At 60.6% G+C, this 16,681-nt stretch carries 13 protein-coding genes and 1 pseudogene; 2 read left to right on the forward strand and 12 right to left on the reverse strand.

The window, feature by feature from the left end; genetic code table 11:
• The 11 genes and pseudogenes from HMPREF2884_RS07460 to clpS all read right to left on the reverse strand — a co-directional run.
• Positions 1-586, reverse strand: a pseudogene (locus tag HMPREF2884_RS07460) (multidrug transporter); the annotation flags it as partial.
• Between the two features lie 265 nt (positions 587-851).
• Complete coding sequence (gene cydB / locus HMPREF2884_RS07465; protein ID WP_070616505.1) at positions 852-1,922, reverse strand: cytochrome d ubiquinol oxidase subunit II; 1,071 nt, start codon at positions 1,920-1,922, stop codon at positions 852-854.
• Between the two features lie 21 nt (positions 1,923-1,943).
• Positions 1,944-3,515: a cytochrome ubiquinol oxidase subunit I gene (locus tag HMPREF2884_RS07470; protein ID WP_005507833.1), complete on the reverse strand. Its 1,572-nt coding sequence runs from the start codon at positions 3,513-3,515 to the stop codon at positions 1,944-1,946.
• 490 nt (positions 3,516-4,005) lie between these two features.
• On the reverse strand, positions 4,006-6,108 hold the full coding sequence (locus HMPREF2884_RS07475; RefSeq protein ID WP_070616507.1) for a DNA gyrase/topoisomerase IV subunit B: 2,103 nt from the start codon (positions 6,106-6,108) through the stop codon (positions 4,006-4,008).
• 223 nt (positions 6,109-6,331) lie between these two features.
• Positions 6,332-7,561, reverse strand: a complete 1,230-nt coding sequence (locus HMPREF2884_RS07480) for an RDD family protein (protein WP_070616510.1) — start codon at positions 7,559-7,561, stop codon at positions 6,332-6,334.
• Between the two features lie 306 nt (positions 7,562-7,867).
• Positions 7,868-8,524: a non-canonical purine NTP pyrophosphatase gene (locus HMPREF2884_RS07485; RefSeq protein WP_070616512.1), complete on the reverse strand. Its 657-nt coding sequence runs from the start codon at positions 8,522-8,524 to the stop codon at positions 7,868-7,870.
• 38 nt (positions 8,525-8,562) lie between these two features.
• Positions 8,563-9,294, reverse strand: coding sequence for a ribonuclease PH (rph, locus tag HMPREF2884_RS07490; RefSeq protein ID WP_005506419.1), 732 nt, complete (start codon positions 9,292-9,294; stop codon positions 8,563-8,565).
• 121 nt (positions 9,295-9,415) lie between these two features.
• The gene (locus HMPREF2884_RS07495) at positions 9,416-10,309 is read right to left on the reverse strand and encodes an MBL fold metallo-hydrolase (RefSeq protein ID WP_005507828.1); all 894 of its coding nucleotides are present in this window, start codon (positions 10,307-10,309) and stop codon (positions 9,416-9,418) included.
• A complete protein-coding gene (gene murI / locus HMPREF2884_RS07500) occupies positions 10,300-11,352 on the reverse strand; it encodes a glutamate racemase (RefSeq protein WP_005507827.1) in 1,053 nt (350 codons plus the stop codon). The genes HMPREF2884_RS07495 and murI overlap by 10 nt, the downstream gene beginning before the upstream one ends.
• 153 nt (positions 11,353-11,505) lie before the next feature.
• On the reverse strand, positions 11,506-12,126 hold the full coding sequence (locus HMPREF2884_RS07505) for a DUF2017 domain-containing protein (RefSeq protein ID WP_070616514.1): 621 nt from the start codon (positions 12,124-12,126) through the stop codon (positions 11,506-11,508).
• Complete coding sequence (gene clpS / locus HMPREF2884_RS07510) at positions 12,126-12,446, reverse strand: ATP-dependent Clp protease adapter ClpS (RefSeq protein WP_005506424.1); 321 nt, start codon at positions 12,444-12,446, stop codon at positions 12,126-12,128. The genes HMPREF2884_RS07505 and clpS overlap by 1 nt, the downstream gene beginning before the upstream one ends.
• A 239-nt stretch (positions 12,447-12,685) precedes the next feature.
• Here clpS and HMPREF2884_RS07515 point away from each other — a divergent pair, with 239 nt between their 5' ends.
• Together HMPREF2884_RS07515 and HMPREF2884_RS07520 are read left to right on the forward strand one after the other, a co-directional pair.
• Positions 12,686-13,984, forward strand: a complete 1,299-nt coding sequence (locus HMPREF2884_RS07515; RefSeq protein ID WP_049326937.1) for a nicotinate phosphoribosyltransferase — start codon at positions 12,686-12,688, stop codon at positions 13,982-13,984.
• Between the two features lie 73 nt (positions 13,985-14,057).
• Positions 14,058-14,684, forward strand: coding sequence for an isochorismatase family protein (locus tag HMPREF2884_RS07520; protein ID WP_070616516.1), 627 nt, complete (start codon positions 14,058-14,060; stop codon positions 14,682-14,684).
• A gap of 489 nt (positions 14,685-15,173) precedes the next feature.
• On the opposite strand, the gene HMPREF2884_RS07525 is transcribed toward HMPREF2884_RS07520, so the two are convergent.
• Complete coding sequence (locus tag HMPREF2884_RS07525; protein WP_070616518.1) at positions 15,174-16,568, reverse strand: transcriptional initiation protein Tat; 1,395 nt, start codon at positions 16,566-16,568, stop codon at positions 15,174-15,176.
• Positions 16,569-16,681 lie beyond the last annotated feature (113 nt).

Consider the following 16,681-nt stretch of genomic DNA (forward strand, 5'->3'; position numbering starts at 1 on the left):
CGGCATTGCCCGCCTCGGTGGAGATACGACTGGATGTGGACTGCACATCATTCTCGGGCCTCTTACCTTCGGGCACCGCGGCGTCCAGGGTCTCGCGGACCTTGTCATCACATTCGATGATGAGCCTCTCCTCGGGGCTGAGGCTTGCCCCTGGGGTGACGGAGATGGGAGCTTTGGCGTTGGGGTCTCGCTTCTGAAAACCGTACTTCTGGGCGTACTCGACGTTCCAGGGACCGTACTTTCGGCCCAAATCGCCACGCGGCGCGCTTTCAGATTGGGGAGCTTGGTCGGGGTCGGTGTAGCTCTGCCCGTGTTCGGCGTAGCACTGCTTCTTGGCAATCTGATAGGCCGTGTATTCGTAATGAGTGCCCACCTCGTAGTAGACGTAATCGTCCAGGGGCATCTTTACGATGTCCTGTTCCGCGTCGAAGATGGCGTGGACGCTTTCGTCGCGTTCCAACGGCGGGTTGAAGAGCGAGCAGGCGCTCAGGGGCATGATGCCGATGCAGAGCAGGGCGCCCGTGGCGAGCAGGCGGCGGCGCGTGCCGGTACGAGGGGCGGTGGTGCGGCGGGTGAGGGACTTCATCGTTGAACACCTTTCATAAGAGTGAGTTGTACACCACATTACACGTTCTACTCCCTGTCGCGCTCGAATTTCGGGGGGGGTGTGCACCAAAAATTTTTGCGCGCCTACTCATCTGCCGAGAGTTGCATCCGCTACGGTCATAGTCCCCTGCAGGAATAGTCCTCTGTGCGCCTACTCCTCTGTGTACCTGGTCCTCAGCGGGCATAGAAAAATCCCCCGAACTTCTCAAAAGAGAAATTCGGGGGATCCTTCAATCAGCTACATGCTACTTGGTCGGCAGTTCAGCCAGTTCGGTAGCGTCGTGAGCGTCGGGGATGTGATCCACGTGCAGACGCTTACGGAAGACCCAGTAGGTCCAAGCCTGGTAGACGAAGACGACCGGCAGACCAAGGCAGGTCACGAAGGTCATAACGCCCAGGGTGTACTCGGAGCTGGATGCGTTCGCAATGGTGAGCGAGTATGCCGGGTCCAGGGTGGAGGGCAGAACGTTCGGGTACATTGCGGTGAAGATTGCCAACGCGCCGAATGCGAGAAACACGGACAGACCAGCGAAAGCGCGACCCTCACGGCCACCCTTTGCGGAGATCCAAGCAATCAGAACAGCAACCACAGCCAGGATGGTGCACAGCCAGGAGACGCCGTTACCGGTGGTGAAGTCCAGGGTCAGAACCCATGCAACGATCGGCAGCAGCAGGACGGGAGACCAGCGTACCAGGGTGTTGCGGGCACGGTCACGGATGTCACCATCGGTCTTCAGAGCGATGAAGGCAAGACCCTGAACCAGAGCGAAGCCCACGAAGCCCAGGCCGCCGAGCAGAACCGGCAGGGAGACCCAAGCGAAGGCGCCGCCGACGCGGTCACCATTGTCGTTGATGGGCAGACCCATGGAGGTCAGGCCCAGCAGAGCACCGACGAGCAACGCGATGAAGAAGGAAGAAACAGACAGAGCGATGTTCCAGTTACGAATCCACTTCTCGTCGTTCTTCTTACCGCGGTATTCAATTGCGACCACGCGCAGAATCAGGAAGACCAGCGCGAGGGTCAGAGGAATGTACAGAGCCGAGAAGAGGGCTGCGTACCAGATGGGGAATGCTGCGAAGATAGCAGCACCGCCGGACACAATCCACACCTCGTTACCGTCCCAGACGGGGCCGATGATGTTCAGCAGCAGACGACGTTCCTTCTCGTTCTTGGTGAACTTGGAACCCATCAGCATACCGACGCCCAGGTCGAAGCCGTCGAGGATCAGGTACATGATGAGGAAGACGCCAATGGCGACAAACCAGAGGGTGGGCAGGCCAGGCTGACCGGCAAAGATATTGAAATCAAAGTTCATGGTGAATCAATCCTTACCCGCCTAGTAGGCGAACTCCAGCACATCGCGCTTGGACTTGTCGTTGGACTCGTCCTCGTGGTGCGATTGAACCAGCTCGGGCATTGCTGCCACAACACCGGCCTTGACGTACTTAATGAGCAGGTAAACCTCAACCACCATCAGCACACCGTAGAGCAGGCCCAGGGTGAGCAGGGAGAAGAGGATTTCTTCACCGGAAACACCCGGGGAGATAGCTGCTGCGGTGAACAGGTGGATCGAGGGATCACCCTGAAGGTTCGGAGCCACAACGAAGGGCTGGCGGCCCATTTCGGTGAAGATCCAGCCCAGTGCGATGCCAAAGAAGGGAGCCAGGATAGACCAGACAGCAACGTTCTTGAGCAGCTTGGACTCAGGGACGGTGCCTACGCCCTTCTTACGGGTTACCCACAGTGCGTAGAGGTAGAAGGGCAGAACGATTCCGCCGAGGCCCATCATGCCGCGGAAGCCCCAGTAGGAGACCTCGAGGGAGGGCAGGTAGTCAATCTTCTGACCTGCGCGCTCACCGTAGAGCGGGTTGTTGGGCAGGTTGGTGCCGAACTTAGCTTCATACTCGGGCAGCAGGGTCTGGATGCCCTTCACCGGGGTGTCGAAGTTGTCGTGTGCCAGGAAGGACAGCACGCCGGGAACCTCGATGACGGGGGTGATCTTGTCACAGCTCTGAGCGCCGAGCTCACCGACGGTCAGAACGGAGAAGGAGGTGCCGTCGTGGCACGCAGCTTCTGCAGCAGCCATCTTCATGGGCTGCTCGTGAATCATCATCTGCGCCTGAATGTGACCGGACGCGCCGATACCTGCGAAGGCGAGGAGGCCCACAACAGCGCCCAGGCGCAGGGACTTGAACCAGACCTGGAAGTCTGCCTTGTCGCGTGCGCCCTTGTCGGACTCACCAACAACGACCTTGCCGTCAACGACCTTGTCGATGCCGTCCTTGCGGCGGCGCCACAGCTTGTACCATGCGATACCAACCAGGAAGCCACCGGCAACCTGGATAGCGGAGGTGATGACGTGAGTGAAGGTCACCCATGCGAGGGGGTTCAGCAGCACAGCGCCGATGTCGGTCATACGGGGACGACCGTCAATCATTTCTGCACCAACGGGGTGCTGCATCCAGGAGTTTGCAACCAGAATGAAGAATGCAGAAATCCAGGAGCCGAGGACTGCCATGAACAGCGAGAATGCGTGTACAGCAGGCTTGAGGCGATCCCAACCGAAGATCCACAGACCCAGGAAGGTCGACTCAACGAAGAAGGCGAAGAGGCCTTCCATTGCCAGCGGAGCGCCGAAGACGTCGCCGACGAAGCGGGAGTATTCACTCCACGCCATGCCGAACTGGAATTCCTGAACCAGACCGGTGGCCACACCCATTGCGAAGTTAATGAGGTATAGCTTGCCCCAGAACTTCGTCATGCGCTTGTATTCGTCCTTCTTGGTACGAACGTAGCGAATGTACAGGTAGGTCACAACAAGGCCCAGACCCAGAGTCAGCGGAACCATGAAGAAGTGGTAGACGGTGGTAATACCGAACTGCCACCTACCAAAATCAAGGGGATCCATTGATAGGTCCTTACTATGTGTGTACTTAATGTGTGTTTGTGCCAGATTTCGGGTAGCCCGCCATCGATGGAGGGCATACGAGAGTTACTGACACACTGTCTCTCATGCTTCTAAGGTACAGGGTTTTCCTGAGGAGCTGTGAGTAGGCTGTGCATAGTATGGACGTTTATTGTTTGACGTTTCGCTAAAGGTACGTTGAACGTTATCCCCCGGCGTGCGGGTGGATTGAGGGGCGAAACGCTGTGGTGCTGTGCGGGGTTGCGAAGTAGTTTCGGAACCGCGGTAAAACTTTGCATTTTTATATTATTTCTGCAAAATTTTGGTGACAGATTCCCGGAATATGACAGGTGGTTCAAGTAGCACTCAAAGCTTAAATTTGCCTAAATTATACCGATTTTACTGAGATTTCCAAGAAATAGTGTGACTATTATCACAGAAAAATCATGGAATGTGACACGCCAGGCACCGCTCCCCCGCAAGGTACCGCAAGCTACATATCGATGCTCTCAGTATCCAGCTGATGAGCACCCGCAATGATGAACTCCTTACGCGGAGCCACCTCAGAACCCATCAACAGGGAGAACGCACGCTCGGCAGCCTCCGCATCCTCAATGCGAATACGGCGCAACATACGATGACGCGGATCCATCGTGGTCTCAGCCAGCTGGTCAGCGTCCATCTCACCCAGACCCTTATACCGCTGAATGGGTTCCTTATAGGACACACCCTGCTCCTGCAAAGAATCCAGAAGCTCATGCAGCTGCTTCTCCGAGTAGGTGTACACCATCTCGTTCGGCTTGCCGCGGCGCACCACCTCCACGCGATGCAGCGGCGGAACCGCAGCGTACACGCGACCCGACTCAATCAGCGGACGCATGTAACGGTAGAACAGAGTCAGCAGCAGGGTACGAATGTGGGCGCCATCCACGTCCGCATCGGTCATCATAATGACCTTGCCGTAGCGGGCAGAGTCCAGGTCAAAGGTGCGGCCCGAACCGGCACCAATCACCTGAATCAGCGCCGCACACTCAGCATTCGCAAGCACATCAGTCACCGAAGCACGCTGAGTGTTCAGGATCTTACCGCGAATCGGCAGCAGAGCCTGATACGAAGAAGAACGCGCCAGACGCGCAGTACCCAGCGCCGAGTCACCCTCCACAATGAACAGCTCAGAATGCTCAACATTGGTCGAACGGCAGTCCACCAGCTTAGTGGGCATGGACGAAGACTCCAGCGCGGTCTTACGGCGCTGAGTTTCCTTATGGATGCGCGCCGAGACGCGGGTCTTCATCTCAGAGACGACCTTCTCGCACAGAGCGGCCGCCTGAGCCTTCTCCGCACGGGCAGTCGACTCCAGGCGAGCCTTCAGCGCATCACCCACGACCTTCGACACAATCTGGCGAACCGCCGGGGTACCCAGAATCTCCTTGGTCTGCCCCTCAAACTGCGGCTCGGCAAGACGCACGGTCAGCACGGCGGTCAAGCCGGCGAGCACGTCGTCCTTCTCAATCTTGTCGTTACCCACCTTGTACTTGCGGGCGTTATCGGCAAGGTGCTTGCGCATCACGCGCAGCAGGCCCTGCTCAAAACCGGTCGTGTGAGTACCGCCCTTGGGGGTGGCAATAATATTCACGAAGCTGCGGACCGTCGTCTCATAGCCAATGCCCCAGCGCAGCGCAACGTCCACTTCACAATCGCGCTCCACATCGGTCAGCTGCGAGCGGCCGTCCTCACCCAGCACCGGCACGGTCTCGGTGAAAGAGCCGCTGCCGCTAAAACGCCAGGTGTCGGTAATACGCTCATCGTGCGCCAGAAACTCGACGAACTCGCTAATGCCGCCGTCGTACTGGAAAACTTCCTCGTGGGGCTCCAACTCGCCGGGGGTGCCGGGCAGTCGGCGCTCATCGCGGATACAAATACGCAGACCCGGAATGAGGAACGCGGTCTGGCGCGCACGAGCAGCTAAGTCCTCATAGCTGAACTTAGCGTCGGGGGTGAAAATCTGCGGGTCAGCCCAATAGCGCACACGGGTGCCGGTCACGCCGCGCTTAGCGCGACCCACAATCTGCAGGGCGTCAGTGCCCTCGGTTGCGGGAGTGAACGGATCTTCGGGCTTGGGGGTGCGGCCGGACTCAAAGTGGCCGGGAATGCCGTGGCGGAAGGACATCTGGTAGGTCTTCGAGCCACGATCCACCTGCACGTCCAGGCGGGAAGACAGCGCGTTCACCACGGAAGCGCCCACGCCGTGCAAACCACCGGACGCGTTATAGGAGCCGCCGCCAAACTTACCGCCGGCGTGTAGCTTAGTGAACACGACCTCCACACCGGACAGGCCGGTACGCGGCTCAATGTCGGTGGGGATACCGCGGCCATCATCGCGCACCTCAACCGAACCGTCACGGTACAGAATGACCTGAATGGACTGGCCGAAACCGGCGAGCGCCTCATCCACCGAGTTGTCGATAATCTCCCAGAGGCAGTGCATCAGGCCGCGAGAGTCCGTGGAGCCAATGTACATGCCCGGGCGTTTGCGTACAGCTTCCAGACCTTCCAGCACGGAGAGGTGACGGGCGGTGTAGTTCGAAGACGCCACGGGAATCCTTTCGGGTGAATATGTCTGCAGTGGTGAACGCGTGCCACCGGGCGGAGTGCGAGTCCGGCTCAAGTGCTACGGGGGCAGAACGACAGCGGGGCACGACGCGTGTCGTGCCCCGCAGAGCGTTCAACGTTCGGAACTCTATTCTAGCGTGGCTTGGGGAAAAGAGTGATTAAGACAGTCACCGCTAATGCGCTGCTCTGCTCCCACGTTCCTTCCCCTAGTGAGCCTCACCCGAGGCGCGCGAGGAGCTCTCGTGACGGTTCGTGACCATGATATTGGACTTGAAGTAGAACTCTTCGGGAAGCTCATTCGTGACCGGGCCGTGCGGGAACTCGCTGAGCTTTGGCACGAAGTACCAGTCCATCAGCTCGCCACTGCTCTGCTTGAGGACGCGGCGTTCCCTCATGGCGTGGCGTACCTTGCGGCGCAGGCGCGGGCTGTCTTTCAGGGTGCTGGTGAAGACCCACGGAGTCTCGTAACCCTCAGTAATCATGCCGAAGGTGATGCGCAGGTTGCCGTTCTCGTCGGCGTCCATCGTGAAGTCGCCGTCTGCGATATCGGTGAAGGCGAGCATCCAGCTGTGTCGGCGTTCGTAGCTTTCGCGGGTGGTCTGCAGCGCCGCAATGATGCGGTGGTCGATCAGCAGCTCCACCTTGCGTTCGGTGATTTCGCCCAGACGAGCGTAGGAGCCGAAGGCGCGGTTGGCGCCGCTGCGGCGAGGCCACTTCGTCACCGCACCGTGCGGCACCTCCCCCGCAAAGGTGAAGGGGCCCGTCATGGTGCCGGGCAGACGCAGACGCTCAAACGGAGCGGTCGGCAGGAAGGTCGTCAGCAGCTGATTGGAGCTGACCGATTTACCCCAGCGCGCCATCTCAAAAATGGTCGGTTCAGGGCCTACAGGGTAGATATGCGGCATCTTGCGACCGAACTCGTCAAAGCCCTCAATAAACTCGCCGTTGGAGCTGTACCCGGGCATGGTCGCACCGAGCGGGCGAGTCCACGACCCCGAATACGGCTTGGTCAGATGCGGGTTCTCCACCGGCAGGATGCTGGTGCGAGCACCCAGGTAGGCGGGCATGCGCGAGAGGTTACGCCAGGCGAACTTCGCGGCAACCGCCTCGCGCCACCACATCGGGCGTTTGCCCGGGGTCTGCCCACCCAGGCAGTGCATGAGCAGCCAGAATCCAGCCCAGCCGAGACACCCTGCGGCAACCACGCAGAAAATAATAGTCAGCACAGTGTGCAGGGTTCCGGTCGCCCAGATATTCGTGGCGATCAGAGCCATAAACGCCACCCACGCCGCCATGACGTACGGGCCGAGCGTAATCATCGGATCGACCACCTTCACGGCGGCAATGACGCGGCGGTTCAGTCCGCGCCACACGTAGGAGTACGCCCAGCATCCGGCGGCAAGGGCGAGTGCCATCAGCAGAAGAAGGATGAGCATCGGTGTGTCTCTTTCGCTGCAGGTTTTTCTACCGCGGTCGGTGACAGCAAGCGTCGAGCAGATGCCCCGCTGAAAGGCTCTTCAATAGCAAAACTCGCCTGCCGAAGGTACCTTCAGCAGACGAGTTTCTTTGGTGTCACTAACCTTGAGGTAAAACTTCTTTACCTATTGTGCCTTTAATTGGTATCCCTGTGGGGGATTTTAGGGGGATGCACGAAAAAATCGTACCCAACCCCGCGTTTCCACCCAGCAGAGCGGCACAGCGAGTACGCTCTGGCGCCTCAGCGACGGTTTTAGACAGCGATTTTAAGAGGCCAGCGCCGCCGCAATCTGAGGAATCAGCGCCTCAAAAGCACGCGCACGGTGGCTAATCGAGTTCTTAATCTCGGCGGGAATCTCAGCGCAAGACTTGCCAGCGTACTGCCCCTCATACAGGGCGTTCTCACCGTTCAGCTCCACGGGGCGCAGAATCGGGTCGTAACCGAAGCCGCCCTCCCCCGCCGGTGCGGTCAGCAGCTCACCGGGCAGCTCGCCGTACTCGACCGCCTCAAAACCGCTCGGGGAGGCAACCGAGGCCGCGCAACAGAACTTCGCGCCGCGGTGCTCGGCAGAAATATCGCTCAGCTGAGCCAGCAGCAGGTTCAGGTTCGCGGTGTCATCGCCGTGGCTACCCGCCCAGCGCGCCGAGAAAATACCGGGAGCGCCGTTGAGCACATCCACCGACAGACCGGAATCGTCAGCAATAGCGACCAGGCCGGTTGCCTCGGCAACAGCACGAGCCTTCAGCAGGGAGTTCTCAGCGAAGGTCACGCCGGTCTCGGGAACATCGGGTGCGTTCACGCTGGAGGCGTCAACCACCTGGGTGTCAACGTCCAGGCCGTCAATGCGTCCGCGCAGAATTTCGCGCAGTTCCTTGAGCTTGCCCTTATTGTGGCTTGCCAGAACAATCTTTGCATCTGCCATAGTTTCTCCTTGTCGACGGAACTAGTTACTGGGACGGGTTAGTGTGCCAGTGCTTCACGCTGAATCTGAGCCAGCTCGGCGGTGCCTTCCAGAGCCAGGTCGAGCAGGCTGTTGAGCTCGTCGCGGTCGAAAGGCGCGCCCTCGGCGGTGCCCTGAACCTCAACGAACTTGCCGCTGCCGGTGACGACCACGTTCATGTCGGTCTCGGCGCGAACGTCCTCGGTGTAGGGCAGATCCAGCATGGGGGTGCCGTCAATAATGCCCACCGAAATTGCGGACACCGAATCGATCAGCGGGTTCGCCTTAGCGGGCAGAATCTTCTGCTCCTTCGCCCAAGAAATAGCATCAGCCAGCGCCACGTACGCGCCGGTAATAGAAGCGGTGCGGGTGCCGCCGTCAGCCTGCAGAACGTCACAGTCGAGCACGATGGTGTTCTCGCCCAGCTCATCCATGTTGATGACCGCACGCAGGGAGCGACCAATCAGGCGAGAAATCTCGTGGGTGCGGCCACCCACGCGGCCCTTGAGCGACTCGCGAGAAGAACGGGTGTTGGTGGCGCGCGGCAGCATCGCGTACTCGGCGGTCACCCAGCCCTTACCTTCGCCCTTGAGCCAGCGCGGCACGCCCTCAGTGAAGGATGCGGTGCACAGCACGCGGGTGTTGCCGAACTCGATGAGGGCGGAGCCCTCAGCGTTGCGGGACCAGCCGCGGGTAATGGTGATGGGGCGCAGCTCGTTGAGGGCGCGGCCGTCTTCGCGGGTTGCAGTCATGGGTTCTCCTTGAATCTGTCTGCGGAATCTGTGTCTGTCTGTTGACTCTATGTCGAAAGGCAGGCGGAGCTGAGCGCAGTTTGCACTAGTCCAGCTCGTTTTAGCTTAGCTCGGGTTTGGCCTAGTCCAGCTCGGGCTTGGGCAGCGCAATCGCGGTGTTCAGCGGCGGATCGAGCACCTCCACCACGTTCAGGGTGGACGTGACCGGGTGAGCCTCCGTCGGGCGCGGGTAGATGCGGTAGCTTGCCGCCATTTCGGCAATGCCGACCGGGCCGGAGAAAGCACTGCGCGCCTCCGCGCGGGCGATGTCCGGGTCGTTCCACACGGGCAAGTGGGTTAGCAGCAGGTTACGCACGCCCGCCTCCGTGGCGGCTTCGCCGGCGCGCTTGCCGGTCAGGTGAATACCGCGCAGGGCGTCGTCGCGACCCTCCTGGTAGGCTGCCTCGCAGAGGAACAGGTCAGCGCCGCGCGCAGCCTTGACCAGCCCCTCGCACAGGTCGGTATCGCCCGAGTACGAGAACACGGTGTGGCCCTCGCGGTCGTTGCAGGTGATGCGCAAGGCGTACGGATCCTTCGAGGGGTGAACCACACGGAACGGCTCCACGCGGAAGGGACCAATCTGGACGGGCTCACCCTCAGTCCAGGTGTGGTACTCGAACTCGGTGCTCATGCCCGGATCCGGGTCCAGGCCGTGAGTCGCCGAAAGGTACTCGTTAATCGCGGCGGGACCGTACAGCGGAATGCGACCCTTAGGCCAGCCGCGCGGATCCCACTTGACCGCCACGTGCAGACCGGACAGATCGATGCAGTGGTCCGGGTGCAGGTGCGAAATCAGAATCGCGTCGATATCGCTCAGGTCGATATGGCGCTGGAGCATGCCGAGGGAGCCGTTGCCCATGTCCATGATGATGCGCCAGGTTCGACCCGCGAAGTCCGTGGCGGTGAGCATGTAGCAACTAGCCGGTGAGACGGGGCCGGGAAAGGAGCCCGTGCAACCGATAACGGTTAGACGCATGAGGTGTCGTCCTTAGGGGTGGTGCCAGAAAATTCGGTGCCCGCGACAGTGTGTGCTGCCTCTGCAGGATCTGCCGATTCGTCGAGGGTGATGCTGCGGTGTGCCGCAAGCATTTCGGGGGTGAGTGCCGCCAGCGAGCCGGTCGGGTAGCGTTCCGCCACGGAGCTGGTGTGGCGCACGTTGGTGACCTCGGGGCCGAGGAAGCGGCGTGCCAGCTGCGAGAACGTCTCAGATTCGCCGGTGGCGAGGAATTCGTGGTGCGGGTTTTCCGCGGGGACCGGGCTTTCAATGGCGTGGTTGAGCAGTTCGCGGTACACGTCCTTCGCGGTCTCATCCGCGGAGGAAACCAGGGTGACGTCCTCACCCATAATGTAGGAAATCACGCCGGCCAGCAGCGGGTAGTGGGTACAGCCGAGCACGAGGGTGTCCACGCCGGCGTCCTTGAGCGGCTGCAGGTACTCGCGGGCGGTCTCCAGCAGCTCGGGGCCGGAGGTAATGCCCTTCTCCACGAACTCCACGAAGCGCGGGCACGCCACCGAGTGCACTTCAAGGTTCGGGGTAATCGCGAAAGTGTCCTCGTAGGCGCGGGAGGTGACGGTCGCCTCCGTCGCAATCACGCCGATCTTGCGGTTACGGGTTGCGGCGAGCGCACGGCGGGCGGCGGGCTGAATCACCTCGATGACGGGGATGCCGTACTGGCGGGTGTAGCGTTCGCGGGCGTCGCGGAGCACCGCTGCGGAGGCGGTGTTGCAGGCGATGACGAGCATTTTCACGCCGGAGTCGACGAGTTCATCCATGATGCGCAGCGCGTTGGCGCGTACTTCTGCGATTTTGAGGGGACCGTAGGGGCCGTGGGCGGTGTCGCCGACGTAGATGATGCGTTCGTGAGGCAGCTGGTCCATGATGGCGCGTGCCACGGTGAGTCCGCCAACGCCGGAGTCGAAGACGCCGATGGGTGCCGCGGCGGTGGGGCCTACGGGCGCGGGGCTTCCCCAGGGGGTGCGGGCACGGTAGGGATTTGTTGCGTCGATGCTGTCACTCATGTGTCACCTACACTTCGTTATCGGTCGGGTACCACGTTCTATGCTAACTCGCTAAGGTTACCCTTTTAGTCCGTTGAGCGGTTATATGAGTCGAGAACCACCATTATGTGGTTGTATATGACGATAGTTTGAAGGGAATTTGAAAAATTCGTTCTATTCTTGCTCTTTTTCCCCGCCATCTGCCCCGCCGGACTTTTCCTCTTCTTCGTCGTCCAGCCCGTCGAGCATGGCGAGCATGAGCGAGTCCTGAACCCAGGAGACAAAGTTGTACACCACAGCCATGTACTCTTCTTGGGTCTCAATCTCGGAAGGATCGGTGAACGCCGCAATATCTTCTGCGGTGTCTTCGTCCACGATGTAGAGGCGGTCGGCGAGCACCAGGCGAATATCACCGAGCGCGGCAGCCCAGGCGCGGGCGTGTTCTTCGTTCAGGCGCAGGTCGCTGGATTCAATGTCGAAGACGAGCATGGCGAGGTTCGCGCGTTTGGTTTCGCGCAGGTCGCGTTCGGTGTAGCGGCGGTATTCGGTGGCGGCCTCGTCGTCGCTGCTTGCGGCGGGTAGCAGGCGTGCTACGGCACTGTCGGCGGGGATGGGGGGGTTTTCGGTGATGCCGACCAGCGCCTCCAACGGGTCGACGGTGCCGCCGTCGGCGGTGGTATCTGCCGGGCGTAGTAGCGCGCGCACGTCTTCGGCGAGTTCGCGGATCAGGTCGCGTTCGGCGGGTTCGAAGGAGGCGGTGTAGCCTCCGGGGGTGCGGCGGAAGGGTCGCGCCATTAGTTTTCTACTTTCTCGAAGGTTGCCAACAGGCCCCAGGCGTGCATTGCCTGGGTGTGTTTTTCGGCGTCTTCGCGCGAGCCGGTGAAGACGATTGCCTTGCCGTTGTTGTGCACCTGTAGCATGAGCTCTTCTGCGCGGGCGCGGGAGTAGCCAAAGTGGCTGCGGAAGACGTAGGACACGTAGGTCATGAGGTTGACGGGGTCGTTCCAGACGATGACTTTCCAGGGGGTGTCTGTGGCGAGGATGTTCTCCAGGGTGGTGTCGAGGTCGGTGTCCTCGAGGGTTCCGGTGGAGAGGGTCACGGCGGTAGTGTTCATTGGTTTCCTTTGCGGCCGGTTCCCTTTGATTATACGGGCGGGTATGTGTTGCCCCTGTGTTCGTCCTGCGCTACTGCGGTGTTCGTCCTGCACTACCCCGGTGTTCGTCCTGCGTTGCTCCCGCACAGAGTGCTGGTAATTTGTCATACTACAGCACTTAGAGTCAAGAATACTTTATGTTGTGATTGACACGCCGACTCAAGAGGAAAAATACCCTAATCCCCCACTACAATAAACACATGGCTACTACTTCCCTTCTCACCGACCACTACGAACTGACCATGCTCCAGGCGGCACTCGCCTCCGGCGCAGCCAACCGTAAGTGCACCTTCGAAGTCTTCACCCGCCGCCTGCCCGCAGGCCGCCGCTACGGCGTCCTCGCAGGCACCGGCCGATTCCTCGAAGGCCTCGCTAACTTCCGCTTCAACGACGAAGAACTCTCCTTCCTCTCCTCCCGCAACATCGTCAACAAAGAAACCCTCTCCTACCTCGAATCCTTCACCTTCAGTGGCAACATCCGCGGCTACGCAGAAGGCGAAGCGTTCTTCCCCCACTCCCCCGTCATGCAGGTCGAAGGCACCTTCGCCGAAGCATGCGTCCTCGAAACCTACCTGCTGTCCATCCTGAACTTTGACTCCGCCGTGGCGAGCGCCGCCTCCCGCATGAGCGCAGCCGCTGGCAACCGCCCCTGCCTCGAAATGGGTTCGCGCCGCGCCCACGAACGCGCCGCCGTCTCCGCCGCACGCGCCGCCGTGATTGCCGGCTTCGCGGGCACCTCCAACCTGGAGGCTGGCCTGCGCTACGGCCTGCACACCATCGGCACCAGCGCCCACGCCTTCACCCTGCTGCACGACAGCGAACGTGAAGCATTCGAGGCGCAGCTGCGTTCCCTCGGCGCCCGCACCACCTTGCTCGTCGACACCTACAACGTGGACGAGGCGGTCCGCCTCGGCGTGGAACTCGCTGGCGAAGAGCTCGGCGGCGTGCGCCTGGACTCCGGCGACCTGGTCGCCACCGCGGCACGTGTGCGTGAACTGCTCGACTCGCTCGGCAACACCCACACCAAGATCACCGTCACTAGCGACCTGGACGAGTACGCCATCGCATCCCTGGCGGCAGCGCCCGTGGACTCCTACGGTGTGGGTACCAAGCTGGTCACCGGTTCCGGCGCGCCGACCTCCTCCATGGTGTACAAGGTTGTTGAGCGTGAGAACTCCGCCGGTGAAATGCAGCCGGTCGCTAAGGCGTCGGCTGGCAAGGCGTCCATCGGTGGCGCCAAGCGTGCGGCCCGCCGCCTCAACGGCATGGGCATTGCGACCGCCGAGGTTCTGGGCACCCACGAGGACCCGAGCCTGCTCGAGGGCACCCGCCCGCTCATGGTAGACTTCGTCCGCAACGGCGAGCTGCTCCCCGGCTTCACCGGCGAGGAAGGCGTGCGCCGCGCAACCGCCCGCCACGTAGCATCCCTGGCTGAGCTTCCTGAAGCTGCCCACCGCCTCTCGGAGGGTGAGCCGATCATTCCGACCGAATTCATCTAAACCACCCTTCTGAGATACTGTTTTCACCTGGCGAATCAGAGTGAAAACTCATTCCTACTTGTAAAGGACAGACATGTCTAAGGCACTGATTATTGTTGACGTGCAGAACGATTTCTGCGCCGGCGGCGCCCTCGCCACCGAGCGCGGTGCGGACGTTGCCGCGCTGATTAGCGAATACGTGGAGAACAACCACCACCGCTACGACGCGATTATTGCCACCCAGGACTGGCATATCGATCCGGGCTCGCACTTCTCTGACACCCCCGACTACGTTGACTCCTGGCCGGTGCACTGCGTCGCCAAGAGCGAAGGCTCGCAGATTCACGAGAACCTGGACACCGACTACATTGAGGCGTACTTCCGTAAGGGCCGCTTCGAGGCAGCCTACTCGGGTTTTGAGGGTCTTCTCGCCCCTGAGGATGAGGTCGCAACCGGCGAGCACGAGCCCGGTGCGGATGCGTCCGAGGACGGCCCGCAGACTCCCCTGTCGGAGTGGCTGGATGAGCGCGGTATCGAGTTCGTCGATGTTGTCGGTATCGCCACCGATTATTGTGTGTCGGCAACCGCTCGCGATGCGGTCGATGCAGGCTACGAGACTCGCGTTCTGGTTGACCTGACCGCGCCCGTGCACGAGGACAAGCTCGACGACGTGGTTGCCGAGCTTGAAGATGAGGGCGTCGAGGTGGTTGAGGTTCTCTAACCTCCACTAGCTCTGCCGATGACTCGCCATTTCAGGCGGGTACTAAAGATACAGAGACGTTGAATACACAGAGGCGGGGAGCCTGGGATGTACTATCCCAGGCTCCCCGCCTCTAGCATGCCCATAACTTATCGTGCCTGCAACCAGCCGAGGTCATGAAACCTCTGCGGTTATGTAGCAGATTGAGCCGCTTACTTAAAGCGGACCTCCACCATGACGGTGCCACCTGCGCAGCCGGTGAGGATGGTGCGGCGGGTGGGGTGTGCGCTGTGTGGTATGAGGTTTTCTTGTATGAGGGTTGAGGGGGTAAATAATTTATACCTTTGTACATTGAGTGCAATATTCATTTTCTGGAGTATAGACACCGAAAAACATTCTCAACTCACCACGCTATGGCCTCGCTCAACCCAGCATTTCCGGGCACGCAAAAGCCCGCGAGCGCATACACACTCACGGGCTTCTACCCCTCAACCTTCAGAGGGCGTTAGACTAACCCTTAGTCTCGCAGAGGTACACCTTGGCCTCGCCGTCATAGACGTTAATGCCAGCCCTCATCGAGTTCATAGAGTTAGAGAGTTCGCCCTGAATAACGCGCGGCGACAGGTACGAACCGCCCGCACCACCGGCACCGGAGAACTGCAGGTAGCTCACACTCTGACGAATACCATCAGGGTTGTTATTCCACTTCTGGATAGTCGTAATAGCAGACAGCGCCAGTGCAGCACCCGAACCACCACCGCCGTAGCCGCCGCCACCGCCTCCGGACATTGCGAACTGGTAACCGTTGAACTCAGCGGCAGTCTCCTCAGCAGAGAATTCGATACGCTCGCCGCCGGGCAGAGTCAGCACTTCAAGGTTCTTCGGGTCATTATTGTCGAGCTGGTAGCTATATGCAACAGCGCCGTTACCACCCTTGGCCTCAAAACCGGAGCCGCCCGCGTTACCTGCGGTCGAAGAGCTGTACAGCACCTGGTTATTCTGGCTGTCGTAGCTAAAGATGTGGTTGGGGCTACCGGTCGGCACCTCGGGCTTAGCTGCGCCCGCGCCACCTGCGCCGTTGTTTCCGCCCTTACCGCCGTCAACAGATACCTTAGTGTTCAGGCTGTGGGTGTAGAACTGGGTTCCCGTGGTGGCATCCTCGCCGCGAGTGCTCAAACCGCTACCCGCAAAGCTGCGGATGGGCGGATCGGTCGGGTGGTAATTCTTCGTCACGCTCGCGTCAAGAACAGCGGGGAAATGCTTAGCATGAGGCGCTGAGGTGTAGGAGTACGTGATGCCGCCGCCACCGCCACCGCCTGCGACAGCGATGACTTCGCCGTCAATCAGCAGTGCCGAGGCACCGCCGCCGGGGTGTCCATAAACCTCAACGGTGCCCTTGGGTCCCTTTTTAAGTTCCCTCCAGTTGAGGGCGCCCGGGTAACGTTTGGTCACTTCAGCCACCACTTCGGCAGGCACGGTGAATCGGGGTGCGTCGCCGCCGTCGCCGTAGCCACGCCCGCCTCGTGCCGGGCCGCCAGTCTTAAGACCATCCGGATGGGGAGTGCGGGCGTCACCGGAGCCGCCACCAGCAATGACACGAACCGTCTGGCCCGGCTTCACCTCAACGATTCCAATCGCGCGGGCACCCGAGCCGCTTTCGTGGCCGGTGTCGCTGACTCCGCCACCACCAAAAATATCGAAGCGGATCCTATGCACGTTAGCGGGGACGGTGAATTCCTCTTCTACACGATAGTCACTATATCCCCTCAAGAACTTGTGGGGGCTTTCGGCAAAGACGCAGTCCAGGGATGCAGCGAACGCGGGAACAGCAGCCGAGGTGGCAATGACGGGGGCTGCCCACGCGGCACCCGCAACGACCCTGCGGCGAGAAATATAAGTAGACATCAATGTCCTTCGGTGTGGTTAGTTCAGGTACTCGCTCCCCTACCGCGCGCGGGGCGGCAGACTGTGCCGGGCTGATGCTTCCCCGGAAGCGGGGCTCATCAGGTGCTACACTG

Origin of the sequence: Rothia sp. HMSC073B08 (genome assembly GCF_001812975.1) — a bacterium.
Taxonomy (GTDB): Bacteria; Actinomycetota; Actinomycetes; order Actinomycetales; family Micrococcaceae; genus Rothia; species Rothia mucilaginosa.

Bases quoted from the DNA above. Each gene is read 5' to 3' on its own strand.
- cydB (WP_070616505.1), bottom strand. From the start codon at position 1,922: ATGAACTTTGATTTCAATATCTTTGCCGGTCAGCCTGGCCTGCCCACC.
- HMPREF2884_RS07470 (WP_005507833.1), bottom strand. From the start codon at position 3,515: ATGGATCCCCTTGATTTTGGTAGGTGGCAGTTCGGTATTACCACCGTC.
- HMPREF2884_RS07480 (WP_070616510.1), bottom strand. From the start codon at position 7,561: ATGCTCATCCTTCTTCTGCTGATGGCACTCGCCCTTGCCGCCGGATGC.
- HMPREF2884_RS07485 (WP_070616512.1), bottom strand. From the start codon at position 8,524: ATGGCAGATGCAAAGATTGTTCTGGCAAGCCACAATAAGGGCAAGCTC.
- rph (WP_005506419.1), bottom strand. From the start codon at position 9,294: ATGACTGCAACCCGCGAAGACGGCCGCGCCCTCAACGAGCTGCGCCCC.
- HMPREF2884_RS07495 (WP_005507828.1), bottom strand. From the start codon at position 10,309: ATGCGTCTAACCGTTATCGGTTGCACGGGCTCCTTTCCCGGCCCCGTC.
- murI (WP_005507827.1), bottom strand. From the start codon at position 11,352: ATGAGTGACAGCATCGACGCAACAAATCCCTACCGTGCCCGCACCCCC.
- HMPREF2884_RS07505 (WP_070616514.1), bottom strand. From the start codon at position 12,126: ATGGCGCGACCCTTCCGCCGCACCCCCGGAGGCTACACCGCCTCCTTC.
- clpS (WP_005506424.1), bottom strand. From the start codon at position 12,446: ATGAACACTACCGCCGTGACCCTCTCCACCGGAACCCTCGAGGACACC.
- HMPREF2884_RS07515 (WP_049326937.1), top strand. From the start codon at position 12,686: ATGGCTACTACTTCCCTTCTCACCGACCACTACGAACTGACCATGCTC.
- HMPREF2884_RS07520 (WP_070616516.1), top strand. From the start codon at position 14,058: ATGTCTAAGGCACTGATTATTGTTGACGTGCAGAACGATTTCTGCGCC.
- HMPREF2884_RS07525 (WP_070616518.1), bottom strand. From the start codon at position 16,568: ATGTCTACTTATATTTCTCGCCGCAGGGTCGTTGCGGGTGCCGCGTGG.